General features: G+C 65.4%; 11 protein-coding genes and 1 riboswitch. Of the genes, 10 read left to right on the top strand and 1 reads right to left on the bottom strand.

From position 1 onward, the window contains the following. Positions 1 to 68: 68 nt before the first annotated feature. Entirely contained in the window at positions 69 to 1,745 is a 1,677-nt protein-coding gene (locus FSZ13_RS14265; RefSeq protein ID WP_145480822.1) for an electron transfer flavoprotein-ubiquinone oxidoreductase, read from the top strand. Here the strand turns inward: FSZ13_RS14265 and FSZ13_RS14260 are convergent, their stop codons facing one another. Next, positions 1,746 to 5,324 (bottom strand): ATP-binding protein, encoded by a 3,579-nt coding sequence (locus FSZ13_RS14260; RefSeq protein WP_145480821.1) that lies wholly within the window; start codon positions 5,322 to 5,324, stop codon positions 1,746 to 1,748. It abuts the gene before it with no gap. A 78-nt stretch (positions 5,325 to 5,402) separates the two neighbouring features. Here FSZ13_RS14260 and FSZ13_RS14255 point away from each other — a divergent pair, with 78 nt between their 5' ends. The 9 genes from FSZ13_RS14255 to FSZ13_RS14215 all read left to right on the top strand — a co-directional run bounded on the left by FSZ13_RS14255 (position 5,403) and on the right by FSZ13_RS14215 (position 14,537). Next, the gene (locus FSZ13_RS14255; RefSeq protein WP_145480820.1) at positions 5,403 to 6,041 is read left to right on the top strand and encodes a response regulator transcription factor; all 639 of its coding nucleotides are present in this window, start codon (positions 5,403 to 5,405) and stop codon (positions 6,039 to 6,041) included. Between the two features lie 19 nt (positions 6,042 to 6,060). After that, the gene (locus tag FSZ13_RS14250) at positions 6,061 to 7,194 is read left to right on the top strand and encodes a phosphotransferase enzyme family protein (RefSeq protein ID WP_145480818.1); all 1,134 of its coding nucleotides are present in this window, start codon (positions 6,061 to 6,063) and stop codon (positions 7,192 to 7,194) included. Between the two features lie 41 nt (positions 7,195 to 7,235). Next, a riboswitch (TPP riboswitch) is annotated at positions 7,236 to 7,331 on the top strand. A 67-nt stretch (positions 7,332 to 7,398) separates the two neighbouring features. Further along, the gene (locus FSZ13_RS14245) at positions 7,399 to 9,567 is read left to right on the top strand and encodes a TonB-dependent receptor (protein ID WP_145480816.1); all 2,169 of its coding nucleotides are present in this window, start codon (positions 7,399 to 7,401) and stop codon (positions 9,565 to 9,567) included. Continuing rightward, positions 9,564 to 10,148: a nicotinamide riboside transporter PnuC gene (gene pnuC, locus FSZ13_RS14240; protein ID WP_429000004.1), complete on the top strand. Its 585-nt coding sequence runs from the start codon at positions 9,564 to 9,566 to the stop codon at positions 10,146 to 10,148. The genes FSZ13_RS14245 and pnuC overlap by 4 nt, the downstream gene beginning before the upstream one ends. 10 nt (positions 10,149 to 10,158) lie before the next feature. Next, positions 10,159 to 10,599, top strand: a complete 441-nt coding sequence (locus FSZ13_RS14235) for a helix-turn-helix transcriptional regulator (RefSeq protein ID WP_145480814.1) — start codon at positions 10,159 to 10,161, stop codon at positions 10,597 to 10,599. A 30-nt stretch (positions 10,600 to 10,629) separates the two neighbouring features. Further along, on the top strand, positions 10,630 to 11,061 hold the full coding sequence (locus FSZ13_RS14230) for a VOC family protein (protein WP_145480812.1): 432 nt from the start codon (positions 10,630 to 10,632) through the stop codon (positions 11,059 to 11,061). Between the two features lie 331 nt (positions 11,062 to 11,392). Beyond that, positions 11,393 to 11,593 (top strand): hypothetical protein, encoded by a 201-nt coding sequence (locus tag FSZ13_RS14225; RefSeq protein WP_145480810.1) that lies wholly within the window; start codon positions 11,393 to 11,395, stop codon positions 11,591 to 11,593. Between the two features lie 66 nt (positions 11,594 to 11,659). After that, positions 11,660 to 12,304 carry a CPBP family glutamic-type intramembrane protease gene (locus FSZ13_RS14220; RefSeq protein WP_145480808.1) on the top strand — a complete coding sequence of 215 codons (645 nt, stop codon included), beginning with the start codon at positions 11,660 to 11,662 and terminating at the stop codon, positions 12,302 to 12,304. A gap of 118 nt (positions 12,305 to 12,422) precedes the next feature. Further along, positions 12,423 to 14,537, top strand: a complete 2,115-nt coding sequence (locus FSZ13_RS14215; RefSeq protein WP_145480806.1) for a peptidase domain-containing ABC transporter — start codon at positions 12,423 to 12,425, stop codon at positions 14,535 to 14,537. The last annotated feature ends 120 nt before the right edge of the window (positions 14,538 to 14,657 follow it).

Here is a 14,657-nt window from a genome sequence, read left to right as displayed (position 1 = left end):
CGCGCGATTCCCAGGCAACCGCCGTCGGCTCCGGCCGGGACGGCACTACCCACGAGTTACGCATCACCATGAGCGAAGACACCACTGCCCTGCCCCCGCGTGAAGCCATGGAATTCGACGTGGTCGTCGTCGGCGCCGGCCCCGCCGGCCTGGCCACCGCGATCCGCCTGCGCCAGCGCGCCATCGAAGCCGGCCGCGAGCTGTCGGTCTGCGTGCTCGAAAAGGGCTCCGAACCCGGCGCCCACATCCTGTCCGGCGCGATCATGGACACCCGCGCGCTGACCGAACTGTTCCCGGACTGGGCCGAGCGCGGCGCGCCGCTGAAGCAGAAAGTCACCCGCGACGAGTTCCTGTTCCTGTCCGAGGACGGGGCGCGCAGCACCCCGCATGCGCTGCTGCCGGAATGCTTCCACAACGAAGGCAACTACATCATCAGCCTGGGCGAGGTCACCCGCTGGCTGGCACAGCAGGCCGAAGCGCTGGAGGTGGCGATCTTCCCCGGTTTCGCGGCGGCCGAAGTGCTGTACGACGAGAACGGTGCGGTAATGGGCGTGGCCACCGGCGACATGGGCATCCGCAAGGACGGCTCGCACGGCCCCAACTTCGAACGCGGCATGGAACTGCATGCCAAGTACACGATTTTCGCCGAAGGCTCGCGTGGCCACCTCGGCCGCCAGCTGATCACGCGCTTCCAGCTTGACGCCGGCAAGGACCCGCAGGCCTACGGCATCGGCATCAAGGAGCTGTGGCAGGTCGATCCGGCCAGGCACGAACCGGGCCTGGTGGTGCATACCGCCGGCTGGCCGCTGGCCAGCGACACCTATGGCGGCTCGTTCCTGTACCACGCCGACGGCGGCAAGGTCGCGGTCGGCTTCGTGGTCGGGCTGGACTACCGCAACCCGTGGATGAGCCCGTTCGAAGAGTTCCAGCGCTTCAAGACCCATCCGTCGATCCGCAAGCACCTGGAAGGCGGCAAGCGGATCGGCTACGGCGCACGCGCGATCACCGCCGGCGGCCTGCTGTCGCTGCCCAAGACCGTGTTCCCGGGCGGCGCGCTGGTCGGCTGCGAAGCCGGTTACCTCAACGCCAGCCGGATCAAGGGCAGCCACGCCGCGATCAAGACCGGCATGCTCGCCGCCGACGCCGCCTTCGATGCGCTGGCCGCCGACCGCCAGCGTGACGAACTCAGCGCCTATCCGGCGGCCTTCGAAAGCAGCTGGCTGCACACCGAGCTGCAGCAGTCGCGCAACTTCAAGCAGTGGTTCAAGAAGGGTCGCAACATCGCCACCCTGATGACCGGCATCGAACAGTGGCTGCTGCCCAAGCTGGGCATCCGCAATCCGCCGTGGACCCTGCGCCACAGCACGCCCGACCACGCCTGCCTGGAACCGGCCTCGCAGCACGCGAAGATCAATTACCCCAAGCCGGACAACGTGCTCACCTTCGACCGCCTGAGCTCGGTGTTCCTGAGCAGCACCAACCACGAAGAAGACCAGCCTTCGCACCTGACCCTGAAGGACGCCAGCATTCCGGTGCAGGTCAACCTGCACGAATACGGCGGTCCCGAAGCGCGCTACTGCCCGGCCGGCGTGTACGAATTCGTCGGCAGCGAAGGCCAGGAACAATTGCAGATCAACGCGCAGAACTGCGTGCACTGCAAGACCTGCGACATCAAGGACCCCACCCAGAACATCGTGTGGGTTACCCCGCAGGGTGGCGGTGGGCCGAATTATTCGGGGATGTGATCAGGTATCAAGGCGGTCCAGGTAGGCCTGCAATGCCTGTTCGAAGGCATCGATCTGTGCTGCCGTAGCCGCGAGCCCCTGCTCGGGCACGGCCTGCATCAGGGTGCGTGCCTGTTCGGCCAGCGCTTCGGCGCCCAGCGTGCCCAACCCGCCGACAATGCGGTGCAGCACTTCCACCACCGTGTTGACGTCGTCTTGCGCGCGCGCGGCACGCCCGCGCTGCAGGTCGTCGGCGGTGGCCTCGCGCATGCTGTCGATCAGCACGCTGGCCACGTGTTCGGACCCGAAGCGGCGCACGATCGCCGCGCGGGTGGGCGGCTCCGGCGGCGCAGCCGCCAGCGGGGCGTCCTGCGCGGGCCCGGCATCGTCCTCGTCCGACGGCAGCCAGCGCCGTAGCGCGTGGCGCAGGGTGGCCAGGGCCACCGGCTTGGCCAGCAGGTCGTCCATGCCCGCTTCGCGGCACCGCTGCACGTCCTCCGCCAGCGCGCTGGCGGTCAGCGCCAGCACCGGCATGCGCTTACCGCTGCCTCGTTCGCGCTCGCGGATATGGCGGGTCAGGGTGTAGCCGTCCATCACCGGCATGCGGCAGTCGGTGATCACCAGATCGAAGTGGGACCGGTCCATCAGCGCCAGCGCGGCTTCGCCGTCCACCGCCAGTTCGTGCTGCAGGCCCAGCTGCTGCAGGCGCCAGCGCATCAGGGCCTGGTTGGTGGGATGGTCTTCCACCACCAGCACGCGCTGCCGCGCCTGGCCGGGCGGAAGCGGCTCCACGTCGCCACCGGGGCGCTGGTCGTCGCGCATGATTTCTTCGCCCGGTACCAGCGGCAGGCTCAGCACCACGTCCACGCGCGTGCCCTGGCCCGGTTCGCTGTGCATTTCCAGGCGCCCGCGCATCAGGCCGACCAGGCGCTGGCAGATGCTCAGCCCCAGCCCGGTGCCGCCGTAGTGGCGGGTGATCGCCACGTCGGCCTGGGCGAAGGGTTTGAACAGCCGCTCGCGCTGCTCGGCGGAAATACCGATGCCGGTGTCGATCACGCTCAGGCGCAGGGTCTGCGCGATGTCGTCGGCGCGCTCCACCTTCAAGGTGATGGCCACCGAGCCCTCGTTGGTGAACTTGATCGCATTGCTCAGCAGGTTGAACACGATCTGGCGCAGGCGCATGCCGTCGGCCAGGTGTTGCAGGCCTACCGCCGGGTCGACTTCCAGGCTGAGTTCCAGGCCCTTGCTGGACGCCTGCGGCGAAAGCAGCTGCTGCACGTTGTCGAGCAGGGTGCGCAATGCCACCGGCTGCGGCTCCAGCGGCAGGGCGCCGGCTTCGATGCGCGAGTAATCGAGGATGTCGTCGAGGATCTGGCGCAGCATCTGCGCGGAGTCCTCGATGACGCTGATGATGCGCCGCTGCTCGCCATCCAGCCCGGTGTGCGACAGCGCCTCCACCATGCCCAGCACGCCACTCATCGGGGTGCGGATTTCATGGCTCATGGTGGCCAGGAAGTTCGACTTGGCCGCCGTGGCGCGTTCGGCGTCGGACTTGGCCGCGGCCAGCGCGTCGGCCTGCGCGCGCGCTTCGGTCACGTCCACCCAGTAACCGCTCCACAGCACCGCGCCATCGGCCGCCGCATACGGCAGCGCGCGCGTGCGCACCCAGCGCACTACCCCGTGCGGGCTGGTGCGGAATTCCAGGTCCAGCGCGGAAAAATCGCGCGCGGCCTGGGCCAGGGCCTGGTTGACCGTCTCGCGGTCGCGCGGATCGATCTGCTCGGCCAGGCGGTTTTCATCGGCCATTACTTCGGCGGTGCTGACCCCGAACATCGACTGCAGGTCGCCGGTGATGTACGGGAAGGTGACCCTTCCGTCGCTGTCGCGGCGAGCCTGGTAGACGATCGCCGGCAGGTTGTCGGTGACCTCCATCAGGCGCTGCTCCAGCCCGCGCCGCATGCCCACTTCGCGGCGCAGCCGCCAGTAACCCCAGCCATGCACGACGATGCCGGTCAGCAGCACCAGCGACAACGGCACGGCCCAGCGCGCGACCGAACGCCAGTCCAGCCCGGTACGGTACTCGGCCAGCAGCCAGTCGCCGCGGATGGCGGCGTGTTCGCGCGGGGTCAGGTTGGACAGCACGCGGTCGAAGGTGGTGGCCAGCGGCGCGTACTGGCGCTTGACCGCCAGCGACAGCTGGTCGCTGAAGCCGGCCGGCGCGGCCACGTGCAGCTTGGCCGGGTACACCTCGCGCACGACGCGGTCGACCATGGCCAGGTTGCCGACGTAGGCGTCGGCATCCCCGTTGGCCAGACGCGACAGCGCCTGGTCCACACTGCGCGCCGGCACGATCCGCGCCTTCGGGGCGTACTGCAGGATGTAGCCGCGCAGGCGTTCGGGGTCGGACAGCAGGATGCTGCGGCCGTCCAGGTCGCCCAGGCCCAGCACCGAACGGCTGTTGTTGGGAGTGACGATGACATTGGGCACGCTGATGAAGGGTTGGCTGAAGACCCAGTCATCGCCCAGGTAATGCGCGTCGTTGGGCATGCCCATCACCACGTCCACCTCGCCCCGCCGCATCTGCTCGCGCACCTCGAACCAGTCGTGCGCCGGCACCCGGTTCAACTGCGCGCCGACCATGCGCAGCTGGCGCAGGTAATCGCCGGCCACGCCGCTGGGCTCGCCGGCCGCGTCGATGAACGACAGCGGCGCGCCGGTGGGCGCGTAACCCATGCGCAGCGGCGTGGCCAGGATGCGGCGCTCGGCGTCGCCCAGGATCAGGCGCGACTGCGCCGACCACTGCAGCGGCGGCAACCAGCGCTTGTACAGCGCTTCGCGCTGGGCGGCGGTGACCGTGGACAGCGCGCTGTCGAGCGCTTCGGCCAGCGGCTGGTGCTTGTTCGGCACGCCGAAATGAAGGCGTTCAGGGGGCAGGTCGCTGGGCCGCAACAGGGCAATCCCGTCAAGCGCCTCCTGGCGGATCAGGGTGTTGGCCACATGGGCATTGCCGATGTACACGTCGGCCCGGCCCTGGGCGACCATCAGCAGCGCGGCGCGGGTATTGGCCGCGGTCAGCTGCCGCGCGGCCGGGAACCGGGCCCGCACCTGGTCGTGGGTAAGGAACTCCTGTTCGGTCACCACGCTCAGCCCGGCCAGGTCGGGGTCGCTCGAGATCCGGGTGTCCCCGAGCCGCCCGACCAGCGCCAGCGGGGCATCGGCGTAGGATCCGGTATAGACCATGCAGCGGGTGCGGTCGGGGGTCAGGGTGATGTTCATCACCACGTCGATTTCGCCCCGGCACGCCGCATCCAGCACATCGGCCCAATCGCGATACACCCGCACTTTCACGTCCACCCCGAGCTGCCGGGTCAGCAGCATCAGGTAGTCGTAGCCAAGCCCGTCGGCGCGGCCGTTGTGCATGAATTCGAATGGTGGCCAGCCGCTGTCGTACAGGCCCAAGAAGATGGTAGGGTTCCGTTCGATCCAGTCGGCTTGGCGCGGCGACAGTGAAGGCGCAGGTGCAGGTGACGCGATGGCGGCGCTGCCCAGCGCCCACGCCAGCCCCAGCACGACCAGCCAGCGGACAACCGAGGTACGCATGCTGTCTGTTCTCCCAGGAGTGATCCGCCCACTGCGGCGTGCCCCAAGGGGCCGCTGCCTACCAGGCCATACTATTCCATGACCTTGCGCATAATCCTTGCCGACGACCATCCCGTTGTCCGGGTTGGCACCAAAGCCGCCATCGAATCCAGTGGCGTGGGCGTGGTGGTGGCCGAAGCCAGCAGCGTGGAGGAGCTTTTCGAGATCCTGAAGGAGCAGGAGTGCGACGTGCTGGTCACCGACTACTCGATGCCGGCGTCGAACAAGCCTGACGGTATCGACATGCTGGAGAAGATCCGTCGCCTGTACCCGGACCTGCGCGTGCTGATGCTGAGCGTGTCCCACAACCTGGGCATCCTGCGCATGGTGGTGGGCGTGGGGGTGCTGGGGCTGGTCGACAAAAGCTCGACCATGGATGAGCTTCCGGTGGCGATCCAGGCCGTGCACCGCGGCCAGTCCTATGTCAGCCGCAAGCTGCGCGAACGCATCGACATGGTCGGTACCCAGTCCATCGGCGACGACCGCACGCGCGCGCTGTCGCCACGCGAAGTGGAAGTGCTGCGCCTGCTGGCCAGTGGCCTGATGGTCAAGGAAATCGCCAAGAAACTGCACAAAAGCGTCAGCACCATCAGCCGCCAGAAGGGCGACGCCATGCTCAAGCTCGGCATGAAGGGCGATGCCGAGCTCTTCGACTACATGCGCGACAACAAGCTCTGAGCGGATCCTGCAGCGCCCGATGGAAACCGACCACCGTGTACAGGGCCTGGCCAACGACCAGGTTGCCGCCGACTGGCCCGCGCTGAGCGAAGCCGAACTGGCCTGGCTGCGCCACCACTACCCCGCGCTGGAAGACGGCTGCGACGTGCTCTGGCACAGTCCACGGCCGTTTTCCGCTGCGGCGCTGGTGCGGTCCGGCCCGCGCCGTTACCTGGTCAAGCGCCATCACGCCCGCGTACGCACGGCCGCGCTGCTGGGCGAGGAACATCGCTTCATCGCCCACCTGGCCGCCGCCGGGCTGCCGGTCGTGGACGTGCTGCACACCCGGCACGGCGCCACCGCGATCGAACGCGACAGCTGGACCTACGAACTGCATGCAGAGGGCGCGGGCCAGGACCTGTACCGCGACAGCCCGTCCTGGACGCCCCCGTCGGAACCCGCGCACGCGCGCGAAGCCGGCGCCGTGCTCGCCCGCCTGCACCTGGCCGCGGCCGACTACCACGCGCCCCAGCGCGGTACCCACCTGCTGGTGGCCCGCGACGACCTGATCCGCGCGCCCGACCCGCTGTCACTGCTGCGCAGCGAGCTGCCGGCCCGGCCCGGGTTGGCCGCGTACCTGTCGCGGCAGCCGTGGGAGCAGGACCTGCAGCGCGCGGTGCTGCCCTGGCACGCGGCGTTGGCCAACCGCCTGCAGATCGAACCGGTGCTGTGGGGGCATAACGACTGGCATGTGTCCAACCTGCTCTGGCTGGGCCAGGGCGCAGCGGCGCGGGTGGCCACGGTGTTCGATTTCGGCCTGGCCTCCCCGGCCAGCGCGCTGTTCGACCTGGCCACCGCGATCGAGCGCAATGCCATTGCCTGGCTCGATGCAGGCGGTGCCGGGCCGGTGGCGCACGCCGATATCGCGCTGGCGCTGCTGCACGGCTACCGCCAGGTCCGGCCACTGTCGGCCGCCCAGGTGCACCTGCTGGCCGACCTGCTCCCGCTCGTGCACCTTGACTTCGCCCTGTCCGAAGTCGAGTATTTCCAGGGGGTTACCGGCTCTTCGGCGAATGCCGACGTGGCCTGGCACACCTTCCTGCTGGGCCATGCGGACTGGTTCGCCGGCACCGCCGGGCGGGCGCTGCTGGACACCCTGCACGCCGCCGCCTGAGCCGGCGGGCTCGCCACGGGCGCCGATTGGTGTGAAAATGACCACTGAAGCGGGGGTGCCTGGATCTGCCAGGCTGAGAGAGTCCCTTGGAACCTGATCCGGTTTGCACCGGCGTAGGGAGCTTTGAGCAGCAGCCGCACCCCCGTTCCGGGCCGGTGCGTGTGCGTGCCTTCGCTTCGTCTCCTTTGGCTGATGACGAATCGAATGAACCGCTACCGCCTCACGCTGCTGACCGCCGCCCTCTGCGCCGCACTGCCCCTGCATGCCAGCGAAGCCGACACCGGCGCGGACCGGCGTTCGCCCACCGAGCTGGCCGCGGTCCGCGTGCAGGCCAACACGCCCACGGCGACCACCGCACCGACCAGCAGCTTCGGCAGCGCCGACTGGAAGAACACCCCGGCCTCGGTCAACGTGCTCGACCGCGCGCTGCTGGACCAGCTGCAGGTCCGCACCCTGTCGGAACTGGCCCGGCACGACGCCTCGCTGGGTGACAGCTACGCGCCGGTGGGCTACTACCAGAACATCGCCATCCGCGGCTTCGCGCTGGACCCGGCCACCGGCTACCGCTTCAACGGGCTGTCCATCGCCGGCGAACAGCGGCTGGCGCTGGAAAACGTGCAGCAGGTGGAGATCCTCAAAGGCGAGGCGGGCCTGGCCGCCGGCGTGATGGCCCCGGGCGGGATCATCAATTACGTCGGCAAGCGCCCGGCCAACGTGCGCACGGTCACCCTGGCGACGGATTCGGAAGGCTCGCGCTACGTCGCCGCCGACGTGGGCGGCTGGATCACGCCGCGCTTCGGCGTGCGCGTGAACGCGGCCTGGGACGACAGCGCCTCGTACATCGACCACGCCGATGGCCGCCGCAACTTCTACTCGGTGGCGGCCGACTGGCTGATCGGCGAGCGCGGCAAGCTGGAAGTGGATGCCAATTACCAGACCAGCGCGCAGCGCTCGGCCAGCGGCTACCAGCTGCTGGGCGGCAGCGCGTTGCCGCGGGGCGTGGACCGCAGCCGCATGCTCGGCCACCAGCCGTGGCAGCAGCCGGTGGGCATCGCCAGCACCAACCTCACCGCGCTGCACACCTACGACTTCAGCCCGGCATGGCAGTCGCGGGTGTCGGTGGGCCACAGCCGTTCGGTGATCGACGACAACGTCGCCTTCGCCTACGGCTGCTACTACGCCGCCGGCTGTGCCGACGGCAGCGTGCCGGGCAATTATTTCGCCCCCAATGGCGATTACGACATCTACGACTACCGCAGCCCGGACGACACCCGGGTCAACGACGAAGCCCGCGGCGAACTGCGCGGGCGCTTCGCCACCGGCACGCTGCGGCATGAACTGTCGGTCGGGCTCAGCGCGTTCCACCGCACCGTGGACAAGCGCCAGAACGTGAACGAATACGTGGGCACGGCGAACATCGCCGATGCGCAGGTGCCGGTGTTCGCACCTTCGCCGCTGCAGCCGGGCCCGTCGGCGCGGCGCCTGGACAGCTGGCAGCGCGCGCTGTTCGCACTGGACCGCATCCACGTGGGCGATGCGTGGCAGTTCCTGGCCGGTGGCCGCTACGTGCGCCTGGACGAGCGCGCCTACGACAAGCGCGGCGTTCCGGAGCGGCACAGCCGCCTGTCGCAGTTCCTGCCGCAGACCGCGCTGATCTGGCAGGCCAGCGAACGCGTCAATGTCTACGCCAGCTATGTGGAAGGCCTCTCGCTGGGCCAGGAAGCCCCGTTCTGGACCAGCAACGGCAGCACCTTCCTGCCGGCGATGCAGTCGCGCCAGCGCGAGCTGGGGGTCAAGTACGCCGCCGCCGATGGGCTGATGCTGGGCGCGGCACTGTTCCGCATCACCCAACCGTTCCAGTACGCCAAGCCCGATGCTAGCGATGTCGGCTTCATCTTCGTGCAGGAAGGCACCCAGGCGCACACCGGGCTGGAGCTGACCGCCAATGGCCAGCTCAGCGAGCGGCTGGCAGTGAACGCCAGTGCCAGCCTGCTGCAGGCGCGCGCGCGCGACGCCGGCACGGCGTATTACGACGGCCAGCAGCTGGTCAACGTGCCCAAGGTGCGCGCAGCGGTGCATGTGGACTACGCCCTGCCGTACCTCGACGGCCTGGCCGTGAGCGGCGGCTGGCGTTACGCCGCGTCCAATGCGGCCACCGTGGATGGCAGCGTGAAGGCCCCGGCGTACTCGGTGTTCGACGCCGGCGTACGCTTCCAGCATCAGCTGCGCGACCATGCGCTCATCTGGAGACTGTCGGTGGACAACGTGTTTGATCGCTTCTACTGGCGCGACACCGGCAGCACTGCCGGCGACTACTACCTGTTCCCCGGCGCGCCGCGCCAGGCGCGGCTGTCGGTCAGCATCGCCCTGTGAGCGGCGCCGTGCTCGAATGGACCGCGGTGGTCTTCAGCCTGCTCGGGGTCTGGCTGATGGCGCGGCGGCGGATGTTGGCGTGGCCGGTGGGGCTGGTCGCGGTGGGGCTGTATGCCACCGTGTTCATCGAAGCGCGGCTGTATTCGGACAGCCTGCTGCAGGTCGCCTTCGGTGGCTTCCTGCTGTACGGCTGGCTGAGCTGGCACCGGCATGCCGAACAGGACGGTGCGATCGTGATCGTGCCGCTGCCGCGCCGGCAGCTGCTGCGCGACCTCGCGGTGGGCATCGGTTTCGGCGTGGCGCTGGGTGCCGCCATGCACACCTGGACCGATGCCGCGCTGCCATGGCTGGACGCCATGCTGGCCGCGCTGAGCCTGGTGGCGCAGTGGTGGCAGGCGCGGCGGCATGTGGCCACCTGGTGGCTGTGGATCGTGGTCGACGTGGTGTACGTGGGAATGTACCTGGTCAAGTCGCTGGACGTCACCGCCGGCCTGTACCTGGTGTTCATCGGCCTGGCGGTGATGGGGCTGCGCGCCTGGTCGGCCGCCCGCGATGAGGGCGCCGTGCTGAAACCGCGTTAGCCTGTGCGGCATGAACCAGTCCCCCGAACTGCTGCGCCGGCTGCTGCGGGCCAAGGACCATATGGACCGCGCCCCGCACGAGGCATGGCCGGTGGCGCGGCTGGCGCAGCTCAGCGCGGTGTCGGAGGCCTATTTCGCGCGGCAGTTCCGCCAGGCGTTCGGGCTGCCGCCGCACCGCTACCTGCTCACCCGGCGCATCGAGCGCGCGGTGGCGCTGTGCCGCGACACCGGGCTGCCCATCACCGAGATCGCCCTGCAGACCGGCTGGAGCAGCCTGGGCACGTTCGGGCGGATCTTCCGCGACATCACCGGGCAGAGCCCGGGCGAGCTGCGCGCGAGTCTCGCCGCCGGGACTGCAGCGCAGGCGCCGGAGTGCATCGCGCGGGCCGCCGGCCGCCCCGATCTCAATACCTCAGTTTCGGAGAAGCGGCAGGGTACGCGACGGGGGTAAAAAGGAGCCTCATCCACACCGGAGGTTCCCATGAACCAGGGCATTGAAGTCGTCGGTCTTTACGTGCGGGACCAGGAAGAAGCGCTGGCGTTCTACGTAGGCAAGCTGGGGTTCGTGGTGCACACCGATGCCGGTAATGGCGATTACCGCTGGCTGACCGTGCAGCACCCCGGGCAGCCCGGTTTCCAGCTCGGCCTGTTCCGCCCTGGCCCCCCGGTGCACGATGCCGCCACCGCCCAGGCCCTGGAAGCACTGGTGGCAAAAGGCGCGATGCCGCCGCTGGTGTTGACCGTGGAGGATTGCCAGGCCACCTATAAGCGGTGGTCGGCCGCCGGGGTGGAGTTCAACCAGGAACCGGTGGAGCGTTACGGCACGGTGGATGCGGGGTTCCGCGATCCGTCCGGGAATGGCTGGAAGCTGATCCAGCGCGCGATACACCCTGCGCGCGATGCATCAACATAGTGCGGAAGGTCGATCAAGTTTGCACGATTCGCTTCCTAGCGCTCGCACGCGAATTGCAACTGCATGCGGCCGCATTGCCAGGCAGACGAATGGCACTTCAATCTCCGGGAGATCCACAGACTTCGAAAGCGTCTGGCAAACCGGAATCGATGGAAGATCGAGAGGTTGGATTTTTCTGATTGTTGGGTTCGCTCTACGCCAATAGACTTCGATGGTCGATCATCGCCGACCAATAGCCGAGGCCCATCACCTCGCACTTCGGTGACGGACTGCTACTGAATCGAGGGATCGGCACATCGGAAGTGCTTTCTACTAGTCCATGGAGTTCCACATGCGAAATCTTGATACGATGGAAGTGAACAGCGTCGCTGGCGGCGAGCTCAACTACTCGCTCAACCTGGGGCCTGTCGGCATCAGCGGGACGTTCGATGATCTCGGCCAAGCTGCGAAGGCTTATGGTCGTTTTGCCCCCTTCAGCGGCATCGCTTATGTGGGCGACCTGTATGATCTTTATAACCTGATGGCCAAGTGACGTAACGTTCCCGGTGCATCTGCACCGGGAACACCGCTTTGTACTTGCCTTATTCAGGGAATATGCTTGAAGAAGCCCGCTCCAACTCCAGAAAACCATGTGATCTTTGCGGCTATCATATGGGTGGCAGTTTCGTTCCTGGGTATGGCTCTATCCGACTCAGGAATTTACGGCTCCAAGAGCATTGCGGAAGCTCTCGCATTAGCCTTTATGATCTACCTGTTTCCCAATGAACCAAGTAGAAGGTGGTCACTGGGTGTCGTGGGGGCATGCATAGCAATTGCTGGAATCTTCCTTACCGTTTGGCTTCTAGCTTACGGGCTTCCTGGTGCGAGCGGCTTTAAGTTTCAGGGTTTCAAAGACTTCAGGGCTATCGATGTCATTAGCGGATTTGTCGCGACGGGGATCATCGCACCTCTCTTTGAGGAGAAGCTCGCAAGACACCTTGCCCTGAGGGGTATCGCAGGAATGGTTAGTCCTGCCATTTCACGTCGAATTCCTGCAGGACTAGTCGGCACTCTCATAGTCTCTGCCATCTTCGCAGTAGCACATCCCACGCTGATGCCAATTGCCTTCGTGCTGTCCATTGTCCTGTGCTACTTGGCGCTGAAACATGAGTTCAGCTTTATGCAGCGAGCCCTTCTCCATGGGCTACTCAATTGCTCGATCATGACCTGGTACTTGACGTACGGATTCGGACTTCAATCCTAGGTAATCTCCGCGCTCCTTACAGTCGACGAACGGCCCGAAACCGCTCAGGGATCCCTCGTTCTTCCAACAGTCGCACGGCGTTTGTGCCGTCGCCCTATCGCTTGTGTCGGAATTGCACATGGAAGTCATACTCCAGTCGGAAGCAGCAGAATGCGGGCTTGCCTGCTTGGCGATGGTTGGTGCCCATCACAACCAGCACACAAGCTTGCGGGAGCTCAGGCTTCGTCATCCATCATCTTTGAGGGGAAGTACCCTCGCCCAAGTTATTGATATTGCCGGCAAGATGGGCTTTTCATCGAGGCCGCTTCGCTTGGAGCTGCACGAGCTCTCTCAGCTCAGGCTTCCGTGCGTCTTACACTTTGACCTCAATCACTTCGTCGTGTTGTCCCGTGTCACCAGAAAGGGCGTCGTGGTGCTGGACCCGGCGTCCGGCCGACGAAAATTGACGATTGAAGAGATTTCACAGCGCTTTAGCGGAGTCGCACTGGAACTCACTCCAACCATCTCGTTCGCCCGTGCTGAGCGACCACGATCAATCACCATATCGCAACTGACAGGTCCTATAAGCGGCCTCTGGCGATCACTTGCTCTAGTTCTCCTTCTTTCAATTTCGCTGCAAGTCTTCGTCGTACTCGCCCCATTCTTCATGCAGTGGACGGTCGACCATGCACTGGTTTCCGCAGACCGAGACCTCCTGACAGTTCTCTGCCTTGGCTTTGGACTCGCACTCTTGCTCCAAACTGCAATAAGTTACGTCCGCGGAATATCGGTAATATTCCTGTCCAGCCAACTCGGAGTTCAATGGGGAAACAATGTTTTCAATCATCTGATACGACTTCCTCTCGACTACTACGAGAAGCGGCACCTCGGAGACGTAACATCTCGAATGGGTAGTATCCAAACCATTCAGAGGACGCTCACGACCAGCTTTATCGAAGCGCTGATAGATGGCTTGATGGCACTTGTTACATTGCTAATGATGCTGTTGTACAGCTGGAAACTGGCACTGATAACCGTTGTGGCGGTGAGCGCCTATTTCAGCGTGAGGTGGATCGCTTTTGGGTCGCTGCGCGCTGGCACACAGAGCCAGCTGGTCTCAGCGGCCCGCCAGAGCAGCCATCTCCTTGAGTCAATCCGAGGGATCCAATCCATCAAGGTTTCAGGCCGCGAGAATCTTCGTAGCTCGGGATACCACAACTTAGTTAGTGACACCTTCAGTCGCGACGTCTTCCTTCAGCGCATTGGGCTTGCGTTTTCAAGTGGCAACCAGCTCATTTTCGGCGTCGAACGGATCGCGGTCGTGTGGGTTGGCGCTCTCCTTGCAATGCAGAGCGTATTCTCTGTGGGCATGTTGATAGCGTACTTGGCTTACAAGGATCAGTTTGCACAGAGAGTTGGTTCGCTCATTGATAGGTTCATCGAGTTCCGAATGCTGCGCCTCCATCTGGAGCGCCTTTCCGACATTGTGCTAACTGCACCAGAGGAACCCACGTGGAGCGGGATCTCGGAAGAATTGCCAGCCAGGTTGCGGATAGAAGTAGATGACGTGAGCTTCAGATACGCGGACGGCGAGCCGTGGGTCCTAAGGAATTGCTCCTTCGATGTAGAGCCTGGCGAGTCCGTTGCAATAACCGGCGCCTCCGGCTGCGGTAAGACAACACTAGTTAAGCTTCTATTGGGACTCTTGCTGCCCACGGAAGGGGATATTCGCGTGGGCGGGGTCTCGCTTCGGAAGATACCGCCGCACTACTATCGATCTGTAGTCGGGGCCGTACTGCAGGAAGACCAGCTCTTTGCGGGAAACGTAAGTGACAACATCGCCTTTGGCGAGGAAGATGCCGATCAGAATCTTGTGCGATTGGCTGCAACACTTGCGTCAGTGCATGACGACATATCGTCCATGCCAATGGGCTACAGCAGCTTGGTTGGTGACATGGGGACAACTCTCTCTGGCGGGCAGAAGCAGAGAATACTTCTTGCTCGCGCACTGTATCGCAGGCCAAGGCTGCTTTTTCTTGACGAGGCTACCAGCCACCTTGACGTACACCGAGAGCGATTGGTTAACGAGGCCGTTAAACGCCTCGATCTGACCAGGGTGATCATTGCGCACCGAGCCGAGACAATCGCCAGCGCAGACCGCATCATCTCATTGCGGGGCGGCCGTGTTGAGCCCACAGCGCAATGCGGTAACTCCGAGACTTCTGACCATGCTTCAGAGCGATCATTCGCATGACGGGACTCTTTCGTCGAGAAGTCGTTGACGCCGCGCGAGGGAGCTGGCTCGGGAGCATTTCCCTTGTACAACCTGTTCGCCACTGGGTGATATCTGCACTGGCGGCCGGATCGGCCCTGT

The organism is Stenotrophomonas rhizophila, assembly GCF_007667275.1.
Taxonomy (GTDB): domain Bacteria; phylum Pseudomonadota; class Gammaproteobacteria; order Xanthomonadales; family Xanthomonadaceae; genus Stenotrophomonas; species Stenotrophomonas maltophilia_AE.
This window is presented reverse-complemented; position numbering and strand designations above follow the sequence as displayed.

Coding starts and splice junctions, on each gene's coding strand:
- FSZ13_RS14265 (WP_145480822.1), top strand. CDS start 69: ATGAGCGAAGACACCACTGCCCTGCCCCCGCGTGAAGCCATGGAATTC.
- FSZ13_RS14260 (WP_145480821.1), bottom strand. CDS start 5,324: ATGCGTACCTCGGTTGTCCGCTGGCTGGTCGTGCTGGGGCTGGCGTGG.
- FSZ13_RS14255 (WP_145480820.1), top strand. CDS start 5,403: ATGACCTTGCGCATAATCCTTGCCGACGACCATCCCGTTGTCCGGGTT.
- FSZ13_RS14250 (WP_145480818.1), top strand. CDS start 6,061: ATGGAAACCGACCACCGTGTACAGGGCCTGGCCAACGACCAGGTTGCC.
- FSZ13_RS14245 (WP_145480816.1), top strand. CDS start 7,399: ATGAACCGCTACCGCCTCACGCTGCTGACCGCCGCCCTCTGCGCCGCA.
- FSZ13_RS14235 (WP_145480814.1), top strand. CDS start 10,159: ATGAACCAGTCCCCCGAACTGCTGCGCCGGCTGCTGCGGGCCAAGGAC.
- FSZ13_RS14230 (WP_145480812.1), top strand. CDS start 10,630: ATGAACCAGGGCATTGAAGTCGTCGGTCTTTACGTGCGGGACCAGGAA.
- FSZ13_RS14225 (WP_145480810.1), top strand. CDS start 11,393: ATGCGAAATCTTGATACGATGGAAGTGAACAGCGTCGCTGGCGGCGAG.
- FSZ13_RS14215 (WP_145480806.1), top strand. CDS start 12,423: ATGGAAGTCATACTCCAGTCGGAAGCAGCAGAATGCGGGCTTGCCTGC.